Raw genomic sequence first — 22960 nt, forward strand, 5'->3', positions numbered from 1 at the left:
CGGGATTCCTATCTGGACAGTGTCAAGCTGGTGGACACTGTCAAGATAGGAGAGGATGTTGCTCATGTCAAGTTCGAAGGACGGCTACCACCACGGCGATCTCGCCCGTGCGCTGGAAGACGCCGCGATGCAGCTGCTGGAGCGCATGCCCGCGGCGGAGATCAGCCTGCGCGAGGTCGCTCGGGCCGCGAACGTCAGCCACAACGCTCCCTATCACCACTTCTCGGACCGGCTCGGACTGCTGAAGGCGATCGCCGAGCGCAGCATGGCCGACCTCCTCGACCGGGTCCGCGCCGCCGCCGAGAACGCCCGCACCCCGCGGGCCGCGCTCACCGAGGGGGGATCCGCGTACATCCGTTTCGCGGTCGAGCATCCGCACGCGTTCGATGCGGTCTACGACCCGACCGTCTGCGTGCCCGGGGCTCCGACCCCGACGATGGCGCCTCTGATCGACGGGCTCGAGGCCGTGCTCGCCGAGAGCGCAGCCGCCGCGGGCCTGGACCGACCGACCGATGTCGTCGCGCTGTGGGGTCTGATCCACGGGCTCGGCACGCTGGCCGCCGCCGGGCACTTCACGCTCGACGACGGGCTCTCCGCCTATGCCGCCGCCCTCGATCGGCTTCTGCCGGCAACCTGATCCGCCCGGTTCCGCCGCCCAAGCTGTGAGTCGCTCAAAGCACTCTTCCACGCGATGCACAGGCGACCTTTCGTAGATTGTTCGGATGCCCTATTCCGCCCATCGACCGGGTCGCTACGACTCGCAGGGTCGGATCATCCTCGACAGCGACCCGAACGCCGTCACGGATGACCTCGACTTCCTGCGCGAATTCGAGCCCACCGGCACGGACAACGCCACCCGTGAGGCGTCCGCATCCGTGCCGTCGGAGGCGACTCCGATCGCCGATGCCCTCGTCTCAGAAGAGCCCGCCCCGGTGAAGCCCGCGCGTGAGCCGCGCGCGCGCCGGCCCCGCAAGACGCGCGCACCGCGCACTCCCGGTTCGCGCGCGCGGACCCTCGCGATCCTCGGAGGAGCGGAGGGCGAGATCCTCGACCGCGTCCCCGGCGAGACGCCGCGCTTCGTGCAGATGTTCTTCGTGCTCGCCGGCACCGCGCTCGTCTCGGCGATCTCGATGCTCTTCGCCCTCACCACCGGTGTGCAGGCGGCCATCTGGCTGGCCGTGCCGCTGGCGCTCGTGTGGGCGCTCATCATCTTCAACCTCGACCGCTTCCTCACATCGACCATGAGCTCGACGAGGAACGTCTGGCGCCTCATCGGCCTCGCGATCCCGCGTGTGATCATGGCCGCGATCATCGGCTTCGTCGTCGCCGAGCCGCTCGTGCTGCAGATCTTCCACAACGACATCGCCCGCGAGGTCGCCTCCACCAACATCACGCAGTCGCAAGCCGACCAGGAGGCTCTCGAATCGGGCCCGGAGAAGATCGCGCTCGACGCGGCATCCGCCAAGGTGGCCGAGCTCGAGAACCAGGCGGCGACCGGCATCGTCGCGGGAACGGATGCATCGTCGGCCACGGAGTCCGCCGCCCAGGCCACGGTCGATGACGTGACCGCGAAGATGACCGCTCAGCAGGCGGTGATCGACCAGGCTCGTGTGCTGTACCAGTGCGAACTGACGGGTGAGGGTGCCGGCACCGTTCCCGGCTGCACCGGCGTCAACGGCCAGGGTGCCAGCTCGAATGCCGCCAAGGCGCAGCTCGCCGAGGCCCAGCAGACCTACGACGCGCTCGCCGCGCAGCTGCGCACCGCGAACGAAGAGCTCGCCGCTGCGGGAACCGCCGCGAAGGAGAACACCTCGTCGTCGGAGGCGCAGAACCGCGAGCAGGCGAAGTCGCAGCTGCCGACCGCCCGCGACTCCTACGACCAGGCACTCGCCGCGTACAACGCGCGGGCCGACGCCGTGGCGCAGGGCAACGCCGGGGCCGTCGGGCTGCTCAGCCAGATCAGCGGACTCAACCGGCTGAGCGAGAAGGAGCCCTCTATCCTGTGGGCGCACATCCTGATCGCCGCGCTGTTCTTCATGATCGAGCTGCTGCCGGTGCTCGTGAAGGTGCTCACGAGCTACGGTGACCCGAGCCTCTACGAGAAGGCCGCGGCGATCCGCAAGCAGGTCGCACTCGATCGGGTGACGGCCGAGGGGTTCCGTGACCGCGCCAAGATCGTGACGGACCAGTCCCAGGAGGTACAGGCCGAGGCCGGCTCCGGTGAGCCGCAGACGCGTGCGGAACGCCGAGAGGCGGCCGAGGCGCAGGAGCGGGAACGGGCGGAGAAGCGCGCGCAGGCGCAGACGCTCGAGGAGCAGGAGCAGCTGGTTCGTCCGACGATCGGCTGAGCCGGGCACCGCGGTGCGGCGAGGCTCCGCGAGGCTCCGGTCAGGCGAGTTGAGGAATGCGCTCCGGCATCCGTGGCGCCTGCTGCGGGGAGAGCTCGCTGATCCGGATGCTTCCCCGCGCCGGGTCGTCGCGGACAGCGGCGGCGATCGAGCGGATCAACGCAACGGTGGACGGGGTGCGTGCCCAGCGCGCTCCGGTCAGCAGTGCCTCGATGCGGGCGAGCGGATGCTGAAGCGTCACATCGTGCTGGCGGACATCATCGCTGAGCCACTCCAGGAGCTGTGCGATGGTCCAATCGGGGTTGATTGGTCCAGGCTCTGAAGGACTGCTGGCGAAATGCGTGTTCATTGGTCCAGAATCGGTTCTCATGAGCGTGAAAGACAGGGCCAATGGCGGGCCAATGGATCAGGTATCGGCCATTGCTGCGGGACGAGCGGCATCTCTCGTGCACGCAGGTGACGTGTCGTCGGAGGCGCTCTCGGCACGGCTCGGCCGCTGGACACAGGGAGACGGCACTCTCGCCGCCCGGCTCTCGAGGGGCATCGAGAGCCTCATCGCGAGTGGCGAGCTGCGCCCGGGGGACCGGCTGCCCGCGGAGCGCGCACTGGCAGCCGCAGGCTCCGTCTCGCGCGGCACGGTCGTCGCCGCGTACGCCGACCTCGCCGAGCGCGGTCTCGTCGACCGGCGGCAGGGGAGCGGCACCCGCATCGCCGGGACAGCCGCAACCGCCGTGCCCGCCCAGCGACCGGGGCGAGGAGAAGCCCTGTTCTCCGCACTGCCGAACGCGATCGATCTCCTGCGCACCGTGCCGCAGATCTCCGACCTCGGGGTGCAGCTCATCCGCGATCACAAGCCGCGGCTCGACCTCGCTCTGCTGCCCGAGACCGACCCTGCGGGCCTGCCTGCCCTGCGCGCCCTCATCGCCGACATGTACACCGCGGAGGGGACCCCGACCACACCGGAGCAGATCCTCGTCACCCACGGCGCGCAGCAGGCCATCAGCCTCGTGGTGAATGCGCTCGTGGGGCCCGGCGACATCGTGCTCGCCGAGGAGATCACCTGGCCGGGAGTCACCGACTCGGTCGGACTGCGCGGTGGCACGGTGCACGGCGTCCCGATGGGGGACGACGGTCTCGACGTCGACGCGCTGGAGCAGGCGCTCGCCCGACTGCGCCCCGTGCTCGTCGCGCTGAACCCGCATCACCAGAATCCCACCGGGTCGCGCCTGCCTGCCCCCGCGAGACACCGGGTGGCCGAGCTCGCCGCGCAGTACGGCGTTCCCGTCATCGAAGACCGCGTGCTCGCGGGCATCTCCTTCGACGGGGTCGTGCCGCCCACGCTCGCGGCCGAGCGCGCGGATGCCCCCGTCATCGTGGTCGAGTCGGTGTCGAAGTGGGTGTGGGCGGGGCTGCGGATCGGCTGGTTGCGCGCCGACCCCGTGCTCGTGCGACGGCTGCGCGGTGCGCGCCAGCTCGCCGACCAGTCCACCAGCGTGCCGGCCCAGCTGCTCGCGCTCGACCTGATCGCCCGCGCCGACGACCTGCGCCGGGCGAACAGCCGCATCCACCAGGAACGGCTGAGACTGCTCCAGGCGCTCATGGCCGAGCACCTGCCCGACTGGACGGTCGAACCGCCCCGTGGCGGGCTCTCGCTGTGGGTGCGGTTGCCCGCGGGGTCGGCGGCGGCGCTCGCCAGGACGGCCGCAACGCACGGCGTCTCGGTCGCGGGGAGCGCGGCGTTCGCGGTATCCGCGTCGCCGGACGACCACATCCGCATCCCGTTCACCGCCCCCGACGACGTGCTGGCAGAGGGGATCCGCCGACTCGGAGCGGCCTGGCGCGAGTATCGGGAGACTCTCGGGATGTCCTCTTAGGCTGACCCGCATGACTCGGATGCAGCGTCGGACCATGCGGACGCAGACGCTGTGGATCTCGATCGTCGGCGTGCTCGCCGTCACGATCTATGCCGCGCTCGCCGCGGTGCAGATCCTGGTGTGGACGCCTCTCGCGTCCGCTCCCGGGCTCACCCTCGACCAGATCCGCGCTGAGCTGAGCGGAGCGGGTGAGTCGCTCAACGCGCCGACGGCCATCATGATTCTCGGGGTGGGAGTCGTGCTCGCCCTCGCCCTCGCTGTGATCGTGATGACGTCGAGGGCCGTTCCGATGATCGCGGCTGCCGGTTTCCTGAGTCTGCTCATGCTCGGAGCGCCGGGCTTCTTCATCGCCTCGTTCGGTCCTGGCATGGCGCTGGCCGATACCTTCATGATCTCGGCGGGCATCTATCTCCCCGGAGTGCGAGCGTTCTATATCACCAGCGCCTCCGCGGCAGCCCTGCTGGTGCTCGGCGGGGTGGTCGCCGTGCTCCGGGCACGCTCCGCTCCTGCGACCGCCTGACCTCTTCCCTCGCATCCGGCCCGGCCATAGGGGGCAGCCAGTAGCGTTGATCCATGGTCAACTATCGCTATCTCGGCAACAGCGGTCTCAAGGTCTCGGAGATCACCTACGGCAACTGGGTCACCCACGCCTCACAGGTCGGCGACGACGCCGCCGTGAAGACCGTGCATGCCGCCCTCGACGCCGGCATCACCACCTTCGACACCGCCGACACCTATGCCAACACGGCCGCGGAGGTCGTGCTCGGCAAGGCGCTGGAGGGTCAGCGCCGCGAGGGGCTGGAGATCTTCACGAAGGTCTACTTCCCGACCGGCCCCAAGGGACCGAACGACACCGGCCTGAGCCGCAAGCACATCTTCGAGTCGATCAACGGCTCGCTCACGCGCCTCGGCACCGACTACGTCGACCTGTACCAGGCGCACCGCTTCGACTACGAGACCCCGCTCGAGGAGACGTTCCAGGCCTTCGCCGACGTCGTCCGCCAGGGCAAGGCGCTCTACATCGGCGTCTCGGAGTGGACCGCGGAGCAGCTGCGCGAAGGGCATGCTCTCGCCAAGCAGCTCGGCATCCAGCTCATCTCGAACCAGCCCCAGTACTCGATGCTGTGGCGTGTCATCGAGGGCAAGGTCGTGCCGGCATCCGAAGAGCTCGGCATCTCGCAGATCGTCTGGTCGCCGATGGCGCAGGGCGTGCTCAGCGGCAAGTATCTCCCTGGTCAGCCGGTGCCGGAGGGTTCGCGCGCGACCGACCCCCACAGCGGCGCCGACTTCATCAAGAGCTTCCTGCAGGACGACATCCTCACCGCCGTCCAGCGCCTCAAGCCGATCGCCGAGCAGGCGGGCCTGTCGATGCCGCAGCTCGCGATCGCGTGGGTGCTGCAGAACCCGAACGTGGCAGCGGCCCTTGTCGGAGCCTCGCGTCCGGAGCAGCTCGCCGAGACCGTCAAGGCCTCTGGCGTGAAGCTCGACGTCGACACCATGACCGCGATCGACGAGGCCCTGGGTGACACGGTCAACCGCGACGCGGAGGCGACGTACTCGACCTCCCCGAAGACGCGCCTGGTCTGAGTGCCCTGATCTGACGCCGAGACCCATCGGTAGCGTCGAGGCCCACCCCCGCTGACGTATGCGCGGGTGGGTCTCGACGTTGGGCGTGGGTCTCGGCGCTCGTCTTACTCCTTGACGGCGCCGGCGGTCAGGCCCTGCACGATCCAGCGGCTCGCGAGAGCGAACATCGCCATGGTCGGCAGGATCGTCAACACCGCGGCGGCACTCATCGAGCCCCAGTCGATGTTGAAGGTGGAGATGAAGCCGTTCAGCGCGGAGGGCACGGTGCGGTTCGCGTCGGTGTTCATCAGCACGACCGACAGGAACAGCTCGTTCCAGCAGTTGACGAAGTTGAAGATGAACGCCGCGATGATGCCGGGGGTCATCACCGGGACGAGCACGCGGAACAGAGCGCCCAGGCGTGAGCATCCGTCGATCATCGCCGCCTCTTCGAGCGCATCCGGTACGTTCTCGAAGAAGCCCCGCAGCATGACGGTCGAGAACGGGATGCAGATCGCGATGTACACGAGGATGAGCCCCGGCTTGGTGTCGACCAGGCCGAGGTCGGTCATCATCGAGTAGAGGGGCCCGAGCGCGATGAACGCCGGGATCATCTGGGTCAGCAGGAACGCGATCAGGATCGCGCCCTTGCCGCGGAACTCGAACCGGGCCAGCACGTAGGCGCTCAACAGGGCGATGAGGGTGGCCACGGCACCGCCGACGACCGCGACCAGGGCGGAGTTGCCGAGGAAGACCCCGAACGAGCTCTTCTGGAACAGGCTGATGTAGTTCTCGAGCGACGGCTCGCTCGGCCAGTACTCGATCGGGAAGCGGTTGATCGTGTCCGGCGACTTGATCGACGTCAGCGCGATCCAGTACAGCGGGAACAGTGTGATCACGACCCAGAGCCCCAGGCCCACGACACGGACGATGCCGCCGATCGTGACGCGCGGCTTCGGGCGCGGTGCGGATGCCGGGTCGGGCACGGTGATGCGGCGGGTCTCGGTGATCGAGGAGCCCGTCCGCGAGGCGTCTGTCATGGTCATCGCTGCACTCTCCGCATCGCCATCAGGTAGAACGCGCAGAACACGAACAGGACCGCCATCACGATGAGGCCGATCGCGCTCGCGAAGCCGTAGTTGCCCTGTTGGGTGTAGTTGATCATCCAGGTCGTGATGATGTGCGTCTGGTTGGCGGGTCCGCCGTTGGTCATCGCGTAGATGATGTCCGGGAAGTTGAAGATCCAGATCACGCGCAGCAGGATCGTCAGCAGCAGCGTCATCGAGATGTACGGGATGATGATCGAGAACAGCTGACGGAACTTGCCGGCGCCGTCGAGGCTCGCCGCCTCCAGCATCTCGTCGGGGACCGACTGCAGGGCCGCGAGGATCATGATCGCGAAGAACGTCACCCCGTACCAGACGTTCGCGACGATCACCGCGAACATCGCGAGCTTCGGATCGGCCAGCCAGGGCAGCGGCGCATCGATCAGCCCGGCCTTCATGAGCAGGTCGTTGACCACGCCGAACTCGGCGTTGAACATCCAGCGGAACAGCATGCCGATGAGGAAGCCCGACACCGCCCACGGGAAGAACACGAGCGCCTGGTAGAGCCCGCGGAAGCGGAACCTCTTGCGCAGGGCGAGCGCGATCAGGAACCCGATCACGAGCTGCGGAACGAGCGAGCCGACGACCCACAGCACGGAGTTTCCCGCGACGGTCGGGAAGGCCGGATCGCGGAACACCGCGAGGAAGTTGTCGAAGCCCACGAACGGCGTCGACGTGAGATCCCACAGGTTCCAGTCGTGGAAGGCCATGCGCGCGCCCTGCAGCATCGGCCAGTAGGTGAACCAGCAGACGAAGACGATCGCCGGCGCGAGGAAGGCCAGCAGCGTCCATGCCTGGCGGCCGCGGAACGGGCGCCGGCGCGATGCCGGGGAGGCCCCGACGGCTGGCTGCTGCGAAGCAGTGCCGACGGAGCCTCCCTTCTGAGCGGTGCGGGCCACAGGTCAGCCCTTTTCCGCGGCGTACTTCTCGGTCCAGAACGCATCCCACGACGCCAGCAGGTCGCTGGTCGACATGTTGCCCAGCAGCACGTTCTGCACGTCCTGGTCGGACTTCTGGATCCACTCGGTCCACCAGCTGACCCCGCGCGGCTGACGCACGTTGACGTACGTCTCCGGGTCTTCCGTCATGGTGACGTAGCTGGTCCACGGGCCCGACGAGTAGAAGTCATCATCTGCCGCGGCCGTGATGATCGGCACCAGGCTGTTGGCCTGGGCGAACTCGGTGGCGGGCTCGGACGATGAGAGGAACTCGACCAGCTTGACGGCCGCCTCCTTGTTCTCGCTGTTCTCGGCCACACCCCAACCGGCGACGGCGAGCGGCTGGGCGGCCTTGCCCGACGGGCCGACGAGCAGCGGAGCGGTGTCCCACTGGTCCTCGGTCAGCGAGGAATCCTGCACGGTCGCGATGACCTCGGGGTCCTGCAGCAGGAAGGCGGTGGTGCCGTTCGTGAAGCCGGCGACCATCTCGGGGTAGCCCCACGAGACGGCGGAGGGCGGGGAGGCCTTCTTGAAGAGGTCGAAGTAGTCGTCGACGGCATCCTGCGCCTCGGGGGCGGCGAAGATCGTCGAGCCGTCCTCCATCAGGAACGCATCGTCGACGTCGAGTCCGTCGATCGTGTACGCCTCGATGGCCGCGACTACGTTGCTGTTGGCGTTCTGGCCGCCGCGGAAGGCGTAGCCGTAGATGTTGTTCGACGGGTCCTGGATCGCACTGGCCTGCTCGAGCAGGTCCTTCCAGCTGTGCGGCGGGCCGTCGAACCCGGCGTCCTTCACGAGGTCGGTGCGGTAGAACAGCGACAGCCCGTAGAAGCCGTAGGGAACGAAGTAGCTCTTGCCGTCGGCGGCGACCGAGGCGGACTGGGCGTTGTCGGTCAGGGCGTCCCAGCCGTCCCACTTCTCGAGGTCGGGGCCCAGGTCGTACAGCCAGCCGTTGTTCGCGAACGGTCCGACGGTGATGTCGCGCACCTCCAGCACGTCGACGCCCTTGCCGGACTGCAGCATCTGCTGGATCTTCGCGTCGGCCTGCTCGGTGGGAGGGGAGACCAGGTTGACCGTGATCTTCGGGTTCGCCTTCTCGAAGTCGTCGAGCAGCCCGCGCAGGAGCTCGGTGCGGGCGGGGTTGGTCAGGCTCTCGACCATCTGCAGGGTGACGGCGCCGTCGGCGGACGGGCCGGAACTTGCGGAACAGCCGGTGAGAGCGAGGACGGCGACGGTGCCGAATCCCGCTGCGGTCGTCAAGATCTTGTTCTTCACGATGTGCCTCTCGGTGGGGTGGGGGTGGATGTTGCGGTCGGGCGGGGGATGGACGCGGTCAGGGAAGGACGAGGGAGTCGGCGCGGCGGATGCCGGCACGGCTGAGGATCTGCGGGACGCAGCGCTCGACGAAGGCCTCGTAGTCGGCGGCCTCGTTGTAGAGGTGGGCGGAGAGTCGGAAGTAGCCGACGCCGCGGAAGCTGGTGAAGGCCGTCTCGACGCCCACCTCGTCGAGCAGGTCCATGCGCAGGGCATCGGCCTCTTCGCGGGTCGCGCCGAGCCCGAGCGGAAGGCGCACGAGTCGCATCGACGGCACGGGCGAGGGGAGCGGGGTGAGCGGGTCTTCGTCGCCGTAGGGGCGCAGGGCTTCGGCGATCACCGCGGCACCGGCATCCGCGATCTCCGCCATCGCCGTGCGCGCGGCCGCCCAGCCGAACTCGCTCTCGATGAAGTCGATCGCGGTCGGGGTCGCCAGGTAGGTCGTGGCGTCGATCGTGCCCTGGGTGTCGAAGCGGGTGGGATACGGCTCGCGCGCGGACCAGGAGTCGATGAGCGGCCAGAGCTCGTCGCGGTCGGGGGCGGTCGTGACGAGCAGGGCAGAGCCGCGCGGGGCGCAGGGCCACTTGTGCAGGTTGCCGAACCACCAGTCGCCCCCCGCGACCGCTGCCGCGTCGGGGATGAGGCCGGGGGCATGGGCGCCGTCGACGAGTGTGCGTACGCCGCGCTGGGACGCGGCGTCGGCGATGCGCCGCGTGGGCAGCAGCCGCGCGGTGGGGGAGGTGATCTGGTCGACGACGATCAGGCGGGTGCGGGGCGTGAGCGCATCGGTGAAGAGCTGCACGATCTCGTCGTCGGAGGCGAGCAGGGGCAGGGCGACGGTGCGGACCGTCGCACCGAACCGGCGGGCGAGGCGCTCGGCTCCCATCGTGATGGCCCCGTACCCCTGGTCGGTCACGAGGATCTCGTCACCGGTCTCGAGCTGCAGCGCGTTGTAGACCACGGTCGCCGCCGCGGAGGCGTTCGGCACGAAGGCGCTGTCCTCCGCACGCGCGCCCACGAACGGGGCGGTGCGCTCGCGAGCCTCCTGCACGCGTTCGGCGATGCGCGGGAACCACTCGACGGGGCTGAGATCGGCGCGGCGGCGCAGGGCGTCCTGATGCTCGACGACGACGGACGGGACCGCGCCGAAGGATCCGTGGTTGAGGTGGATCACTTCCCGGTCGAGGGGCCAGGCGTCGCGCGCTCGCATGCCGGAGTTCAGCGTGAGCGGTGCGGGGAACAGCGGTGCGGGCATCAGTCCTCATCGATGAGTCGGGCGAGTTGTTGCACAACTTTGCCACATGCCGTCGAAAACTGCCACGAAAAGGTGAAGATGAAACATAGTTGTCATACGAGTTCCCTGCGAAGGGGAGTTCCGACAGACTTCACGAGGGGCGGGGGAGTGTCAGAGAGGATGACGATGAGCGCACTCGACACGGCGCTGCACGGGCTGCGGGCACTGATCGCCGACGGCGCGCTGCGGCCCGGCGACCGGCTGCCGAGCGAAGGCGAGCTCTGCGAACGGCTCGGCGTCTCCCGGGGATCCCTGCGCGAAGCGATCCGGATGCTGGCCGCTCTCGGTGTGCTCGACACCCGTCACGGCTCCGGCAGCTACGTCAGCGAGCTGCGTGCCGCCGATCTGATCGGCAGCCTGTCACTCACCGTCGGACTGCTGCCGATGGCCGGAGTGCTGGAGCTGACCGAGCTGCGCCGCGTGCTCGAACCGCATGCCGCCGCGCTCGCCGCAGCCCGCATCGACGAGGACACGGTGGCGTCGCTGGACCGTGTGCTCGACGAGATCGAGGCGACCACCGACTTCGAGGCGCAGTCGCGGCTCGACCACGAGTTCCACATGGCGATCTCCGGCGTTGCGGGGAACGAGGCGCTGACCAGTCTGATCGACGTGCTGCGTTCGCGTTCGAGGGCCTATCGGATCTCCGACCCCGAGGACGCCGCCGAGCTGAAGGTGCACTCGGATGCCGGCCACCGTGCGATCCTGCGCGGACTCGCCGCCGCCGACCCCGTCGCCGCGAGTGCTGCGGCCTCGGCGCACGTGGCGTACACGGAGTACTGGGTGCGGAGGTACTCCGGCCTCGAGGACTGACGCGCGTCTCGTCTCCGACACCCACCTCCGACACCCATCGTCGTCGCCCAGACCCACGCCCAGCGGCGGCTTTTGCCGTGGGTCTCGACGAGGAGCGTGGGTCTCGGCGTCGCGAGAGGCTGGGGAGTACTTAGCCGAGGGTGATGTCGACCTGGATCTCGGCGGCGATGCGCTCGAGGTCGGCACGCAGGGCGTCGAGGTCGACGGAGGCCGGGACCTTCGCGGTGACCGATGCCTCGAACAGGCGCCCGCCGGCCATCGCGGCATCCCTGGTCTCGGTGGCGAGCTCCTCGATACTCAGGGCATGCGCGCTCAGCACGCCGGAGACTTCGCGCACGATGCCGGGGCGGTCGTTGCCGAGCACCTGGATCTCGAGCAGCTGATCGTCGTCTGCGGCGGCATCCGGGGTGCCGGTGAGCACGGCGAGCGTGAGGAGCCCCTGGCCCTGGAGGCCGCGCAGAGCGCTCTCGAGCTCCGCCGCCTGCTCGGTCGGCACGGAGACCTCGATGACGCCCGCGAACGTGCCGGCGAGCTCAGCCAGCGAGCTGTTCTCCCAGTTGCCGCCGTGCGCATCCACGACATCGGCGACGGCGGCCACGAGGCCAGGACGGTCTGCACCCGCGACGGTGAGGATCAGAGTAGTCATGCGGCCAGCGTAGCCCGCAGCCCTCACTCCACCCAGACGCCGGACTCCAGGAACCCGTCGAGTCGTGCCCGGTGCGGGGCGAGGTCCCAGCCTTGGGCCGCGACCCACTCGTCGGAGTAGTAGGTGCCGGCGTAGCGGACGCCGCTGTCGCAGATCAGGGTCACGACGCTGCCGGTCTCTCCCGCGGCCCGCATGCGGGCGATGAGCTGGAACGCGCCGTAGAGGTTCGTGCCCGTCGAGCCGCCGGCCCAGTGCAGGGTGCGTTCGCGCAGCAGGCGGATCGCGGCGATCGAGCCGGCATCCGGAACCTGGATCATCTCGTCGATCACGGTGGGCACGAACGAGGCCTCGACCCGGGGGCGGCCGATGCCCTCGATGCGGCTCGGCCGCCCGGCCGGCGGGTCCACGGTGCCGGCCCATCCGTCGTAGAAGGCCGAGCCCTCGGGATCGACGACCGCGACCTTGGTGTCATGCCGGCGGTACTTCACGTAGCGGCCGAACGTCGCGCTCGTGCCACCGGTGCCGGCGCCCGTGACGATCCAGGAGGGGATCGGATGCCGTTCCTGGGAGAGCTGGCTGAACACGCTCTCGGCGATGTTGTTGTTGCCGCGCCAGTCTGTCGCGCGCTCGGCGAAAGTGAACTGGTCGAGGTAGTGGCCGGTGCAGTCGGAGGCGAGGCGCTGGGCCTCGGGCGACATGTCCTCTGCCCGGTCGACGAAGTGGCAGGTGCCGCCGTAGAACTCGATGAGGTCGATCTTCTCCTGCACGGTCGAACGGGGAACGACCGTGATGAACGGCAGCCCCAGCATGCGCGCGAAGTACGCCTCGGAGACGGCGGTCGATCCGCTCGACGACTCCACCAGCATGGTGTCTTCGCGGATGCGTCCGTTGACCAGGCCGTAGAGGATCAGCGAGCGCGCGAGGCGATGCTTGAGGGAGCCCGTGGGGTGCACGGACTCGTCCTTCAGGTAGAGGTCGATGCCCCACTCCGAAGGCAGCGGGAACAGGTGCAGGTGGGTGTCGGCGCTGCGGTTGGCATCGGCTTCCAGCAGGGCGATCGCGGTGCTGGTCCAGTCACTCATGCCCTCGACATTACCGGCCGCTCAGCCGACCGTCCCGGCACGGGACGCCCCGCCTTCGCCATCGACGTGCAGCAGCGAGGCCTGCGACTGCTCCTGCTGCAGCTGGAACTCGAAGCGCGAGCGGTCGCCGCGGTGATACGCGATGAAGTACTCGATCGGCGTGCCGTCGGAGCTGCGGCTGATGCTGCGCAGACGCAGCAGGGCCGAGCCGGCGCTCACTCCCAGGTGCTGTGCCTGCTCGTGCGTGGCCACGGTCGCCTCTGCTGAGCGCACGCCGTGCGTCGCGACGATGCCGTTGTCGGCGAGCAGTCGGTACAGAGAGCCCTCGGTCAGGTCGGCGCCGAGCGTCACGGAGCCGACGGCCTCCGGCATCCAGGTCGTCGACAGCGACCACGGCTCGCCGTCGACATGGCGCAGACGCTCCAGCACCACGACGGGCGACCCCACGGGCACCTCCAGCGCCAGGGCGACCTCTTCATCCGCCGTCGTCTGCTCGTGCCGCAGCACGTCGCTGTGCACATGGCCGCCGCGGCGCTCGACATCGTCGTACAGACCGACCAGCGTGTGCACCAGGCTCTCGCTCGTGCGGGGACGGGAGACGAAGGTGCCCTTGCCCTTCACCCGCTCGACGAGTCCCTCGTGTTCGAGCTGGGCGAGCGCCTGGCGCACGACGGTGCGCGAGATGCCGTAGCGCTCGCACAGCCGATGCTCACCGGGCAGCGGGTCGCCGGGCTGCAACCCATCGCGCGCGATGCCGTCGATGATCAGCTGGCGCAGCTGGTCGTACATCGGCGCGGCGGAGTGCCGGTCGATCGCGTCGTCGACGAGGGCCATCAGTACGCCACCCCCGCGTGCAGGATCACGTTCGCGTAGGGGGTGAACTCCCCCGACCGCACGAATGCGCGGGCGCCGTGGCTGAGCTTCTTGAACTCGACGTGCGGGAGGAGTTCGATCTCGAATCCCATCCCGGCGAACCGCTCCCGCAGCGCGGCCAGCACCTCCGGGCTCTTCTCGGCGACCTCTGCCGAGACCGTCGCTCCCTCCACGACCAGCTCGGCGAGCACGGTGTCGAGCACGTCGAGGAAGGCCGGAGCCCCCGGCCGATACGCCAGGTCGATGCGCTCGGAGCCCGAGGGGATCGGCAGGCCCGCGTCGGTGACGACGAGCAGGTCGGTGTGGCCGGTCTCGCTGATCACGCGGGAGAGCGCGGGATTGATCGTGGTGGCTGTCTTGCGCATGTGGCTCCTCGGTGCTCCGCAGGTTCGGTTCGCGAGTTCAGTTCGCGACGGGTGCGGCCGAGCGCTCCGTCAGGAACGCATCGACCTCGGCGCGGTGGGGAAGGCTCGGCGACGCCCCCTGCTTGGTGACGGTGAGCGCGCCGGCCGCGGTGGCCAGGCGCACGGCATCCGCCAGGGTGCTGCCGTTCGCGAGCGCTGCACCGAGGTATCCGGCGTAGGCGTCGCCCGCCGCGGTCGTGTCGACGGCCTCGACCGGGAACGGAGGGATCACGGATGCGCCCTCGGCCGTGACGACGCACGACCCCTGGCCCGCGAGGGTGATCACGGCGGCGCCGACGCCCTGGGCGAGGAACCAGCGTCCGGCGCGTTCCGCCGATGCGGCATCCGTCACCTCGATGCCGCTGATCAGCGTCGCCTCGGTCTCGTTGGGGGTGACGATGTCGATGCTCCGCCAGATCTCCGCATCGAGCTCGGCGGCCGGTGCCGGGTCGAGGATCACCGTCATCCCGTGCTCGCGTCCGCGCGCAGTGATGTGCGCCGTGAGTGCCGACGGCGTCTCGAGCTGGGTGAGCAGCACCGAGGTCGTGGGGGCGAGAGCTGCGAACGCCTCGTCGATCTGCGCGGCGCTGAGGGCGGCGTTGGCGAGCGGCACCATCACGATGTCGTTCTGCGCCGAGGAGTCGACCCGGATGTGCGCGATGCCGGTCGGGCCGGGAACCGTGCGCAGGTGCGTGAGGTCGACGCCCGCTGCCGTGAGCCCGTCGACGACCAGGTCGTGGAAGAGGTCGTCTCCCACGCAGCCGACGAAGCTCGTGCGTGCACCGGAGCGACCGGCGGCGACGGCCTGATTCGCGCCCTTGCCCCCCAGCATGAGGGTGAACTCGTCGCCGAGGATCGTCTCGCCTCTGGCCGGCAGGCGCCCGGAGAAGGTGGTCACATCGGCCGTGACGCTGCCGACGATGACGACGCCGGTGCGGTCCTCGGGGTGTGCGGGGGTCATCTCGCTCCTGATCTTCCTCGACGGCAGGCATGGCCGTCGCTTTGACAGACCGCGATGGCTGTCATTACATTAGCCGAATCCGCACCTGTAACGACAGGTTGTCCGCGAGGAGACCCCGATGACCCCGATCGCGCCACGCCTGTACGTCGACAGCGCCGATGTCGACCGTGTCTCCCCGCTGCTCGCCGCGGGGGTGGTGCACGGCGTCACCACGAACCCGACCATCCTCGAACGCGGTGGCCGCACCGCCGCCGAGATCCCTGATCTCTACGCCCGCTGGGAGTCGGAGGGGGCGCGCGAGATCTTCTTCCAGACCTGGGGTGGCGACACCGCCTCGTTCCTCCGCAACGCCGAGGGCATCCGCGCGCTGGGTGACCGGGTGGCCGTGAAGGTGCCGGCGACGGCTGAGGGTTTCGCCGCCGCAGCCGCGCTCGTGCGCGAGGGGGCGACCGTGCTGGTCACCGCCGTGTACTCGGTCGCGCAGGCCCTGGCGTGCGCGTCGATCGGCGCGCAGTACATCGCCCCGTACCTCGGACGCATGCGCGATGCCGGGCTCGACGGCGACGCGACGATCGCCCGCATGCAGGAGGTGTGCGCGGGGAGTGCGTCGAACGTGCTCGCCGCATCCCTGCGCTCGCCGGATGACATCACGGGCCTGCGACTGGCGGGGATCCCCTACTTCACCGCGGCTCCCGATGTGCTGGACCGGCTGCTCTTCCATGAGGTGAGCGACAGCTCGGCGGCCGAGTTCGACGCCGCCATGGTGCGTCTGGGGGCGTGAGCGGCTGCTCCCGCCGGCGTCAGCTCGCTGCGGCCTGACGCAGCCAGCGCTCGACGCCCGCGATGTGCGCCGTGGCCAGAGAGGTCGCGAGGGCGGAGTCATGCTGGGCGATCGCGTCGGCGATGGCCCGGTGCTCCGACAGGGTGCGCTCGACAGCGCCGCCCTCGGTGAGGCCGCGCCAGACGCGGGCGCGGACGGTCTGGCTGCTCAGGTGCTCGATCAGGCTCGCGAGGTAGGCGTTGCCGGACATCGCGACGATCTCGCGGTGGAAACGGATGTCGTGGTCGACCAGGGACTCGATCGTGACCGCCGCATCGATGGAGTCGACCTCATCCTGCAGCTCGGCGATCTGCTCATCTGTACCGAGTGTCGCCGCGAGCCCGGTCGCCTGCGACTCCAGCATGCGCCGCACCGCGAAGATCTCGAGCATCGAATCGTCGTCGTGCATGTCGACCACGAACGAGATCGCCTCCAGCAGCAGATGTGGCTCGAGGCTCGTCACGTAGGTGCCGTCGCCGCGACGCACGTCGAGGACCCGGATGACCTCCAGCGCCTTGACCGCTTCGCGCATCGAGCTGCGGGACAGGCCGAGTCGTTCGGACAGCTCCTTCTCGGGGGGAAGCCGATCACCGGGGGAGAGCTCGCCCGCCACGATCATGGCCTTGATCTTCTCGATCGCCTCGTCGGTGACTGCCATGGCGTCATCCTAGCGATTGATCGGATGTCTCCGGCAGGATGGAGCCATGCGCGTTCTCGATTCACATCTGCACCTCTGGGATCCGGAGGTTCTGACGTACACCTGGCTCGAAGGGCCGATGGCCTATCGGTTCGCCGACCTCGAGCTCGAGCATGCCCGCCTGGGCCTGGCCGAACCGGAGAGGTCGGTCTTCGTGCAGGCGGAGACGATCGAAGACGACTTCCTCGCCGAGGTGGACTGGGTCGCAGGCCTCGCCCCCGCGCTCGGCATCGTCGGGATCGTCGCGGGCGTCCGCCTCGACAGGGGAACCGACACGGTCGCGCACCTGGAGGGACTCCTGGCCGAACCCCTCGTCGTGGGCGTGCGGCACAACCTGCAGGGTGAGCCGGACGGACTCGCGGTCTCGGCGGCGTTCGTGACCGGTGCCAGGGAGGTCGCCGCTCGTGACCTGAGCTTCGACGTCTGCGTGCGCGAGAACCAGCTGCCCGACATCGCCCGCCTCGCCGGAGCGATCCCCGAGCTGCGGCTCGTGCTCGATCACCTCGGAAAGCCCGCCGTCGGTACGGCGGCGTCCCCGCTCGCGCCGTCCGCGGAGTGGGCGCGCGACCTCACCGAGCTGGCGCGGCATGCGAACGCCTTCTGCAAGCTCTCGGGGCTGCCGGGAGAGGCGGGCGGCGACTGGAGCGCCGAGCAGCTCGAGCCGTTCCTCGACGTCGCGGCGGATGCCTTCGGCGTCGAGCGGCTGATGTGGGGGAGCGACTGGCCCGTCTCCGTGATCGGCCCGGCCGAGGACGGCGACCCGCATGCGCCGGAGGATGGGTCCGCCACCTACCAGGCGACGGCGCGATCGCGCTGGGCCGACACCGTGATCGCCTGGGCGCAATCGCGTGGGCACGACCTCGATGCGCTCCTGTGGCGCAACGCCGAGCACTTCTACCGCACCGATCGGCCGCGGCAGCTGCCGACGGACAAGACTCCGCGCTCTGGCCTCCGGGGCTGGCTCCGCGGCCACCGCGGCTGAGCGCCGTCTGACCGGCGTTCCGGTCGCAGTTGCTGCCATCCCCGCACGTCGGATGCGGCGTCAACTGCGACCGGAAGGAGGAAGCGGGGGCTACTCCGCGCGCAGGCGCAGCTGGGCCATGCCGCCGTCGACCTCGATGAAGGTTCCGGTGGTCGAGCCCGCAGCGGGGCTCACGAGGTAGGCGACAGCCGCGGCGACCTCGTCGGGGCTGACCAGTCGCCCGTGGGGCTGGCGTGCCTCGAGGGCTGCACGCTCGGCGGCGGGGTCGGTGGCCGAGTCGAGCAGGCGTCCCACCCACGGAGTGTCGGCCGTGCCCGGGTTGACCGCGTTCACACGGATCCCCTCGCGCAGGTGGTCGGCGGCCATCGCGCGGGTGAGAGCGGAGACGGCACCCTTCGACGCGCTGTAGAGCGCGCGCTGCGGCAGCCCGGTGGTCGATGCGATGGATGCCGTGTTGCACACCGCCGCCGACGGGGACTTCCGCAGCCACGGGAGAGCTGCCGAGGTGACACGGGCGATGCCGGTGACGTTGACGGAGAGCACTCGCGCCCACTCGTCGTCGTCGTTCGCGGCGATGTCGCCCTGCGCGCCGATGCCGGCGTTGTTGACGACGATGTCGATGCGCCCGAACCTCTCGGCCACGGCGGCCACCGCCTCGTCGACGCTCGCGCGGTCGGAGACGTCTGCGGTGAAGGCGGTGAAGGCGGGGTCGGCCGCTGCGGTGTCGCGGTCGAGCACCGCGATGGTCGCGCCGTCGGCGTGCAGGCGCTGCGCGATCGCCGCGCCGATTCCGGATGCTCCGCCGGTGACGATCGCCACCAGTCCGTTCAGTGCGCTCACTTCTGGGCCTCCCATGCCACGAACTCCTGTCGCTGACGGCCGAGGCCGTCGATCTCGATCTCGACCACGTCGCCCGCGGCGAGGTACGGGTACTTGCCCGAGAGGGCGACGCCCTGCGGGGTGCCGGTGAGGATCAGGTCGCCCGGCTCGAGCGTCACGTACTGCGACAGGTGGTGCACGATGTGCTCGACCGTGAAGATCATGTCGCTCGTGTTCGAGTCCTGCCGCGGCTCGCCGTTCACGAAGCTGCGAAGTCCGAGCGCATGGTGGTCGACCTCGTCGGGGGTGACGAGCCAGGGGCCGGTCGGGTTGAAGCCGGGCGCGATCTTCCCCTTGGACCACTGGCCGCCGGAGACCGTCATCTGGAAGTCGCGCTCGGAGACGTCGTTCGCGGCGACGAAGCCGGCGACGTGCGCGAGCGACTCCTCGGGACTGTCGAGATAGGCGGTGCGGGTGCCGATGACGATGCCGAGCTCGACCTCCCAGTCGGTCTTCTCGCTGCCCCGCGGGATCGTGACCGTGTCGTTCGGGCCGACGACCGTGTTCGGGGTCTTGAGGAAGAGGATCGGAATGGTGGGCGGCTCCGAGCCGGACTCGGCCGCGTGGGCCGCGTAGTTCATGCCGATGCAGATCACGGCGCTCGGGCGGGCGATCGGGGCGCCGATGCGCATCGACGCGGCGTCCGCGAGCTCGGGGAGCTCTCCGCCTTCACGCGCGGCCGTGACCCGGGCGACGAAGTCGCTCTCGAGGAAATCGCCGTTCACGTCGGATGTTACGGAGCGGAGGTCGAGGTATCGGTCGCCCTCCACGAGGACGGGGATCTCATTCCCGGGGGTGCCGAGCCGCGCGAACTTCATGTTTCTCCTGATCGGTCGGGAGGCCGCGATAAGGCGGCCGGTCTCGTTGACAGTATAGACATCCGATGTTTACACTCCAAGAGATCCGCACGGAAGAAATCACCCGTGCATGGAGAGGAATCCCGTGAGCCGTATCGTCGCCCTCGACACCACCGACATCCGCTTCCCCACGTCCCTGAGCCTGGACGGGTCGGACGCGATGAACCCCGACCCCGATTACTCGGCCGCGTACGTCATCGTGCGCACCGACGCCGACGACGACATCGAGGGGCACGCGTTCGTCTTCACGATCGGTCGAGGCAACGACGTGCAGGTCGCGGCGATCGACGCGCTCGCCGGGCACCTCGTCGGGCGCGAGATCGAGCCGCTGCTCGACGACATGGGCGGCACGTTCCGCGACATCATCGGCGACTCGCAGCTGCGCTGGCTCGGCCCCGAGAAGGGGGTCATGCACATGGCCATCGGCGCGGTCATCAACGCGCTGTGGGACATCAAGGCCAAGCGCGCGGGGCTTCCGCTCTGGCAGCTGCTCGCCCGTATGACGCCGGAGGAACTCGTCGACCTGGTCGACTTCCGCTACCTCACCAACGCCCTCAACCCCGAAGACGCCCTCGAGATCCTGCGCGCGGCCGAGCCCGGACGAGCTGAGCGCGAGCAGCAGCTGCTGGCCACCGGATACCCCGGCTACACCACGAGCCCCGGCTGGCTCGGCTACTCCGACGAGAAGCTCGAACGCCTCGCCCGCGAGGCCATGGCCGACGGCTTCACCCAGATCAAGCTCAAGGTCGGCGCCGACCTCGACGACGACATCCGCCGCTTCCGCAAGGCGCGGGAGGTGTGCGGACCCGACTTCCCCATCGCGATCGACGCCAACCAGCGCTGGGAGGTGTCGGAGGCGATCGAGTGGGTGAACGCGCTCGCCGAGTTCCATCCCGCCTGGATCGAGGAGCCCACGAGCCCCGACGACGTGCTCGGCCACGCCGAGATCGCCAGGGGCGTCGCGCCCATCCGCGTCGCGACGGGTGAGCACGCGCAGAACCGTGTCATCTTCAAGCAGCTGCTGCAGGCCGACGCCATCTCGGTCATGCAGATCGACGCCGTGCGCGTGGCCGGGGTGAACGAGAACATCGCGAACCTGCTGCTCGCCGCCAAGTTCGGCGTGCCCGTGTGCCCGCACGCCGGTGGTGTCGGCCTGTGCGAGGCCGTGCAGCACCTGTCTATGTTCGACTTCGTCGCGGTCACCGGCACCCGCGAGGGCCGCATGATCGAGTTCGTCGACCACCTGCACGAGCACTTCGTCGTGCCCACCGACATCCAGGGCGGCTCGTACATGGCGCCGACCGCGCCGGGAACGGGCATGGAGATGAAGGCCGACAGCATCGCGACCTACACCTGGACGGGTGCACATGTCGGTGCCTGATCGCGGGGGAGTGCGCGACCGCCTGGAGATTCCCGCCCTCGGGTACGGCGCCGCGAACGTGGGCAACCTGTTCCGTCCGCTCAGCGACGACGAGGCGTGGGCCGTGCTGGATGCCGCGTGGGAGAGCGGCATCCGCTTCTACGACACCGCGCCGCACTACGGTCTGGGCCTGTCGGAGCGCAGGCTCGGGGCGTTCCTGCAGACCAAGCCGCGCGACCAGTACGTGCTCTCGACCAAGGCCGGGCGCCTGCTGCGGCCGAACCCCGACCACTCCGGCGGCCTCGACACCGCGAACGACTTCCACGTGCCGGACGACCTGCAGCGCGTGTGGGACTTCTCGGAGGCGGGCATCCGCGCGAGCGTCGACGAGTCTCGCGAGAGGCTCGGCATCGAACGCATCGATCTGCTCTACCTGCACGACCCCGAGCGGCACGACCTCGACCTCGCGCTCGCCGAAGCCCTGCCCGCGATGGAGCAGCTGCGTGCCGACGGCGAGGTCACCGCGATCGGCATCGGCTCGATGGTGTCGGATGCTCTCGCCGCAGCCGTGCGTGCCGCCGACCTCGACCTGATCATGGTGGCCGGCCGGTACACGCTGCTCGAGCAGCCCGCCGCCGTCGACGTGCTGCCCGCCTGCCGTGAGACCGCGACCGGGATCGTGGCGGCGTCCGTCTTCAACTCGGGGCTGCTCGCATCGAGTGAGCCGCGCCGCGACGGACGCTACGAGTACGGACAGCTTCCCGACGAGCTGTGGGACAGGCTCGTGCGCATCGCCGCCGTGTGCGCCGATCACGGTGTGCCGCTGCCCGCTGCGGCCATCCAGTTCCCCCTGCAGTCCGACGTCGTGCGCTCCGTGGTGGTGGGCGGCAGCCGGCCGGCGCAGCTGCAGCAGAACGCGGAGTATGCCGCGCTCGAGATCCCGGCGGCGCTGTGGGAGAACCTGGCCGCGGAAGGGCTCATCCCGGCGGCCTGAATCCCCCGCCGTCTGCGGCAGGAAGTTGTCCACGGCGGCGGCGGGCCGAGACCGAGCGCCTCAGCGCCCGACGGTCGACTCCCGCACGATGAGCTCGGCGGGGAACGGGGTCGTCGCGGGCGGCGGTGCGCTGGGGTCGGCGAGCTGCTGCAGGAGCGCTGCTCCCGCGGCGCGGCCGATCTCGTAGCCGGGCTGCCGCACGCTCGTGAGCGGAACGACGCTCTGGTGCGCCTGGGCGACGTCGTCGAAGCCGACGAGCGCGATCTCCTCCGGCACCCTGATGCCGTGGCGCAGCAGCTGCGTGAGCACGCCGACCGCCACCATGTCGTTCGCCGCGAACACGGCGTCGGGGCGCTCGGCGGCGGGCATCGCGATGATCTGCTCACCGGCGAGGAGCCCGTCCTCCGTGGCCAGGTGCGGCACCTCGATCGTCGTCACGGTCGCCGCGGTCCCTGCGACCGCTTCCCGGAGCCCTGCCAGACGGTCGTTCGACTGGCTCACCGCCGGATTGCCGAGGAACAGGATGCGCCGTCGGCCGAGTGTCACGAGATGCTCTCCTGCGAGTCGCCCGCCGTCTCGGTCGTCGAACAGCACGGATGCGACCTTCGAGGAGTCGGGGATCGGGCCCACCACGACCGAGCGGATGCCGCGATCGGCCAGGGCTTCCAGGCGCGGCACCACGTCACCGAGCGGGTAGATGACGATGCCCTGCACCCGGTGCGCCTCGAACATGTCGAGGTTGCGCCGCTCCTGTGCGTCGTCGCGGTTGCTGTTGCTGAAGAACAGCGACCAGCCGCCCTCTCGGGCGACGTCTTCGACCCCGCGCGAGAGGTCGTGGAAGTAGGGCAGCCAGGCATCGAGCAGGATGAGGGCGAGCGCCTTGCTCGATCCCGCACGCAGCTGCCGAGCCGACTCGTTGGGCACGAAGCCGAGCTGCTCGATCGCCGACCGCACCCGTTCGCGGCTCGCGGCTCCGAGCACGTGCGGGTGGTTGAGGTAGTTCGAGACGGTGGAGGAGGAGACTCCGGCGAGGGCGGCGACGTCCTTGACGCTCGCGGGCATGGGACTCCTTGGTCGGGCCGCGTCGATCGGGGTTCCTGACGGCGTCGGCGGCATCAGGATATCGGAGGACTTGCAACGTGCCAAGAAAGTTCT

The 22960-nt window shown here is 69.5% G+C and carries 24 protein-coding genes; 10 read left to right on the forward strand and 14 right to left on the reverse strand.

Annotated elements, in window-relative coordinates; translation table 11 throughout:
• Positions 1 to 64 precede the first annotated feature (64 nt).
• Complete coding sequence (locus F6W70_RS01445) at positions 65 to 637, forward strand: TetR/AcrR family transcriptional regulator (protein WP_055876064.1); 573 nt, start codon at positions 65 to 67, stop codon at positions 635 to 637.
• Positions 638 to 722: 85 nt separating this feature from the next.
• Complete coding sequence (locus F6W70_RS01450) at positions 723 to 2348, forward strand: DUF4407 domain-containing protein (protein WP_151485728.1); 1626 nt, start codon at positions 723 to 725, stop codon at positions 2346 to 2348.
• 40 nt (positions 2349 to 2388) lie between these two features.
• Here the strand turns inward: F6W70_RS01450 and F6W70_RS01455 are convergent, their stop codons facing one another.
• Positions 2389 to 2697, reverse strand: a complete 309-nt coding sequence (locus tag F6W70_RS01455) for a hypothetical protein (RefSeq protein WP_055874635.1) — start codon at positions 2695 to 2697, stop codon at positions 2389 to 2391.
• Positions 2698 to 2749: 52 nt separating this feature from the next.
• Here F6W70_RS01455 and F6W70_RS01460 point away from each other — a divergent pair, with 52 nt between their 5' ends.
• The 3 genes from F6W70_RS01460 to F6W70_RS01470 are packed head-to-tail and all read left to right on the forward strand — an operon-like array spanning position 2750 to position 5809.
• On the forward strand, positions 2750 to 4222 hold the full coding sequence (locus F6W70_RS01460; protein WP_318278772.1) for an aminotransferase-like domain-containing protein: 1473 nt from the start codon (positions 2750 to 2752) through the stop codon (positions 4220 to 4222).
• 10 nt (positions 4223 to 4232) lie between these two features.
• Positions 4233 to 4742: a hypothetical protein gene (locus F6W70_RS01465; protein WP_151485729.1), complete on the forward strand. Its 510-nt coding sequence runs from the start codon at positions 4233 to 4235 to the stop codon at positions 4740 to 4742.
• A gap of 53 nt (positions 4743 to 4795) precedes the next feature.
• Positions 4796 to 5809, forward strand: a complete 1014-nt coding sequence (locus F6W70_RS01470) for an aldo/keto reductase family protein (RefSeq protein ID WP_151485730.1) — start codon at positions 4796 to 4798, stop codon at positions 5807 to 5809.
• 104 nt (positions 5810 to 5913) lie between these two features.
• Here F6W70_RS01470 and F6W70_RS01475 read toward each other — a convergent pair whose 3' ends face one another.
• The 4 genes from F6W70_RS01475 to F6W70_RS01490 are packed head-to-tail and all read right to left on the reverse strand — an operon-like array spanning position 5914 to position 10401.
• Positions 5914 to 6834, reverse strand: coding sequence for a carbohydrate ABC transporter permease (locus F6W70_RS01475; protein WP_318278773.1), 921 nt, complete (start codon positions 6832 to 6834; stop codon positions 5914 to 5916).
• A complete protein-coding gene (locus F6W70_RS01480) occupies positions 6831 to 7793 on the reverse strand; it encodes a carbohydrate ABC transporter permease (protein ID WP_055874626.1) in 963 nt (320 codons plus the stop codon). Before F6W70_RS01480 ends, F6W70_RS01475 begins: the two co-directional genes overlap by 4 nt.
• Positions 7794 to 7796: 3 nt before the next feature.
• Positions 7797 to 9107, reverse strand: a complete 1311-nt coding sequence (locus tag F6W70_RS01485; RefSeq protein ID WP_151485731.1) for an ABC transporter substrate-binding protein — start codon at positions 9105 to 9107, stop codon at positions 7797 to 7799.
• A gap of 58 nt (positions 9108 to 9165) precedes the next feature.
• On the reverse strand, positions 9166 to 10401 hold the full coding sequence (locus tag F6W70_RS01490; RefSeq protein ID WP_055866133.1) for an aminotransferase class V-fold PLP-dependent enzyme: 1236 nt from the start codon (positions 10399 to 10401) through the stop codon (positions 9166 to 9168).
• A gap of 165 nt (positions 10402 to 10566) precedes the next feature.
• On the opposite strand from F6W70_RS01490, the gene F6W70_RS01495 reads away from it, so the two are divergent.
• On the forward strand, positions 10567 to 11250 hold the full coding sequence (locus tag F6W70_RS01495; protein WP_055866131.1) for a FadR/GntR family transcriptional regulator: 684 nt from the start codon (positions 10567 to 10569) through the stop codon (positions 11248 to 11250).
• Positions 11251 to 11380: 130 nt separating this feature from the next.
• On the opposite strand, the gene F6W70_RS01500 is transcribed toward F6W70_RS01495, so the two are convergent.
• Genes F6W70_RS01500 through F6W70_RS01520 form a run of 5 tightly spaced genes read right to left on the reverse strand, consistent with a single transcriptional unit; the run spans position 11381 to position 15216 of the window.
• Positions 11381 to 11896, reverse strand: a complete 516-nt coding sequence (locus F6W70_RS01500; protein WP_017829507.1) for a glycine cleavage system transcriptional repressor — start codon at positions 11894 to 11896, stop codon at positions 11381 to 11383.
• A 23-nt stretch (positions 11897 to 11919) separates the two neighbouring features.
• Positions 11920 to 12978, reverse strand: a complete 1059-nt coding sequence (locus tag F6W70_RS01505) for a PLP-dependent cysteine synthase family protein (protein WP_151485732.1) — start codon at positions 12976 to 12978, stop codon at positions 11920 to 11922.
• A gap of 21 nt (positions 12979 to 12999) precedes the next feature.
• Positions 13000 to 13812 carry a GntR family transcriptional regulator gene (locus F6W70_RS01510; protein ID WP_151485733.1) on the reverse strand — a complete coding sequence of 271 codons (813 nt, stop codon included), beginning with the start codon at positions 13810 to 13812 and terminating at the stop codon, positions 13000 to 13002.
• On the reverse strand, positions 13812 to 14216 hold the full coding sequence (gene rbsD, locus F6W70_RS01515) for a D-ribose pyranase (RefSeq protein WP_151485734.1): 405 nt from the start codon (positions 14214 to 14216) through the stop codon (positions 13812 to 13814). Before rbsD ends, F6W70_RS01510 begins: the two co-directional genes overlap by 1 nt.
• 37 nt (positions 14217 to 14253) lie before the next feature.
• Positions 14254 to 15216, reverse strand: a complete 963-nt coding sequence (locus F6W70_RS01520) for a ribokinase (protein WP_151485735.1) — start codon at positions 15214 to 15216, stop codon at positions 14254 to 14256.
• 118 nt (positions 15217 to 15334) lie between these two features.
• Here F6W70_RS01520 and F6W70_RS01525 point away from each other — a divergent pair, with 118 nt between their 5' ends.
• A complete protein-coding gene (locus F6W70_RS01525) occupies positions 15335 to 15997 on the forward strand; it encodes a transaldolase family protein (RefSeq protein ID WP_151485736.1) in 663 nt (220 codons plus the stop codon).
• A gap of 19 nt (positions 15998 to 16016) precedes the next feature.
• Here F6W70_RS01525 and F6W70_RS01530 read toward each other — a convergent pair whose 3' ends face one another.
• Entirely contained in the window at positions 16017 to 16694 is a 678-nt protein-coding gene (locus tag F6W70_RS01530; protein WP_017829501.1) for a FadR/GntR family transcriptional regulator, read from the reverse strand.
• A gap of 46 nt (positions 16695 to 16740) precedes the next feature.
• Between F6W70_RS01530 and F6W70_RS01535 the strand changes: the two genes are divergently transcribed.
• Complete coding sequence (locus F6W70_RS01535; protein WP_151485737.1) at positions 16741 to 17715, forward strand: amidohydrolase family protein; 975 nt, start codon at positions 16741 to 16743, stop codon at positions 17713 to 17715.
• A 90-nt stretch (positions 17716 to 17805) separates the two neighbouring features.
• On the opposite strand, the gene F6W70_RS01540 is transcribed toward F6W70_RS01535, so the two are convergent.
• Both F6W70_RS01540 and F6W70_RS01545 read right to left on the reverse strand, forming a co-directional pair.
• Positions 17806 to 18570, reverse strand: a complete 765-nt coding sequence (locus tag F6W70_RS01540) for an SDR family NAD(P)-dependent oxidoreductase (protein ID WP_151485738.1) — start codon at positions 18568 to 18570, stop codon at positions 17806 to 17808.
• Positions 18552 to 19412, reverse strand: a complete 861-nt coding sequence (locus tag F6W70_RS01545; RefSeq protein ID WP_017829498.1) for a fumarylacetoacetate hydrolase family protein — start codon at positions 19410 to 19412, stop codon at positions 18552 to 18554. Before F6W70_RS01545 ends, F6W70_RS01540 begins: the two co-directional genes overlap by 19 nt.
• Before the next feature lie 124 nt (positions 19413 to 19536).
• On the opposite strand from F6W70_RS01545, the gene F6W70_RS01550 reads away from it, so the two are divergent.
• Complete coding sequence (locus F6W70_RS01550) at positions 19537 to 20832, forward strand: L-fuconate dehydratase (protein ID WP_151485739.1); 1296 nt, start codon at positions 19537 to 19539, stop codon at positions 20830 to 20832.
• Positions 20819 to 21805, forward strand: coding sequence for an aldo/keto reductase (locus tag F6W70_RS01555; RefSeq protein WP_151485740.1), 987 nt, complete (start codon positions 20819 to 20821; stop codon positions 21803 to 21805). Before F6W70_RS01550 ends, F6W70_RS01555 begins: the two co-directional genes overlap by 14 nt.
• Positions 21806 to 21865: 60 nt before the next feature.
• Here F6W70_RS01555 and F6W70_RS01560 read toward each other — a convergent pair whose 3' ends face one another.
• Positions 21866 to 22867, reverse strand: a complete 1002-nt coding sequence (locus F6W70_RS01560) for a LacI family DNA-binding transcriptional regulator (RefSeq protein ID WP_151485741.1) — start codon at positions 22865 to 22867, stop codon at positions 21866 to 21868.
• Between the last annotated feature and the right edge of the window lie 93 nt (positions 22868 to 22960).

Origin of the sequence: Microbacterium maritypicum (assembly GCF_008868125.1) — a bacterium.
In the GTDB taxonomy this organism is placed as follows: Bacteria; Actinomycetota; Actinomycetes; order Actinomycetales; family Microbacteriaceae; genus Microbacterium; species Microbacterium maritypicum.

Coding starts and splice junctions, on each gene's coding strand:
- F6W70_RS01445 (WP_055876064.1), top strand. CDS start 65: ATGTCAAGTTCGAAGGACGGCTACCACCACGGCGATCTCGCCCGTGCG.
- F6W70_RS01450 (WP_151485728.1), top strand. CDS start 723: ATGCCCTATTCCGCCCATCGACCGGGTCGCTACGACTCGCAGGGTCGG.
- F6W70_RS01455 (WP_055874635.1), bottom strand. CDS start 2,697: ATGAACACGCATTTCGCCAGCAGTCCTTCAGAGCCTGGACCAATCAAC.
- F6W70_RS01460 (WP_318278772.1), top strand. CDS start 2,750: ATGGATCAGGTATCGGCCATTGCTGCGGGACGAGCGGCATCTCTCGTG.
- F6W70_RS01465 (WP_151485729.1), top strand. CDS start 4,233: ATGACTCGGATGCAGCGTCGGACCATGCGGACGCAGACGCTGTGGATC.
- F6W70_RS01470 (WP_151485730.1), top strand. CDS start 4,796: ATGGTCAACTATCGCTATCTCGGCAACAGCGGTCTCAAGGTCTCGGAG.
- F6W70_RS01475 (WP_318278773.1), bottom strand. CDS start 6,834: ATGACCATGACAGACGCCTCGCGGACGGGCTCCTCGATCACCGAGACC.
- F6W70_RS01490 (WP_055866133.1), bottom strand. CDS start 10,401: ATGCCCGCACCGCTGTTCCCCGCACCGCTCACGCTGAACTCCGGCATG.
- F6W70_RS01495 (WP_055866131.1), top strand. CDS start 10,567: ATGAGCGCACTCGACACGGCGCTGCACGGGCTGCGGGCACTGATCGCC.
- F6W70_RS01500 (WP_017829507.1), bottom strand. CDS start 11,896: ATGACTACTCTGATCCTCACCGTCGCGGGTGCAGACCGTCCTGGCCTC.
- F6W70_RS01505 (WP_151485732.1), bottom strand. CDS start 12,978: ATGAGTGACTGGACCAGCACCGCGATCGCCCTGCTGGAAGCCGATGCC.
- F6W70_RS01510 (WP_151485733.1), bottom strand. CDS start 13,812: ATGGCCCTCGTCGACGACGCGATCGACCGGCACTCCGCCGCGCCGATG.
- rbsD (WP_151485734.1), bottom strand. CDS start 14,216: ATGCGCAAGACAGCCACCACGATCAATCCCGCGCTCTCCCGCGTGATC.
- F6W70_RS01520 (WP_151485735.1), bottom strand. CDS start 15,216: ATGACCCCCGCACACCCCGAGGACCGCACCGGCGTCGTCATCGTCGGC.
- F6W70_RS01525 (WP_151485736.1), top strand. CDS start 15,335: ATGACCCCGATCGCGCCACGCCTGTACGTCGACAGCGCCGATGTCGAC.
- F6W70_RS01530 (WP_017829501.1), bottom strand. CDS start 16,694: ATGGCAGTCACCGACGAGGCGATCGAGAAGATCAAGGCCATGATCGTG.
- F6W70_RS01535 (WP_151485737.1), top strand. CDS start 16,741: ATGCGCGTTCTCGATTCACATCTGCACCTCTGGGATCCGGAGGTTCTG.
- F6W70_RS01540 (WP_151485738.1), bottom strand. CDS start 18,570: ATGGGAGGCCCAGAAGTGAGCGCACTGAACGGACTGGTGGCGATCGTC.
- F6W70_RS01545 (WP_017829498.1), bottom strand. CDS start 19,412: ATGAAGTTCGCGCGGCTCGGCACCCCCGGGAATGAGATCCCCGTCCTC.
- F6W70_RS01555 (WP_151485740.1), top strand. CDS start 20,819: ATGTCGGTGCCTGATCGCGGGGGAGTGCGCGACCGCCTGGAGATTCCC.
- F6W70_RS01560 (WP_151485741.1), bottom strand. CDS start 22,867: ATGCCCGCGAGCGTCAAGGACGTCGCCGCCCTCGCCGGAGTCTCCTCC.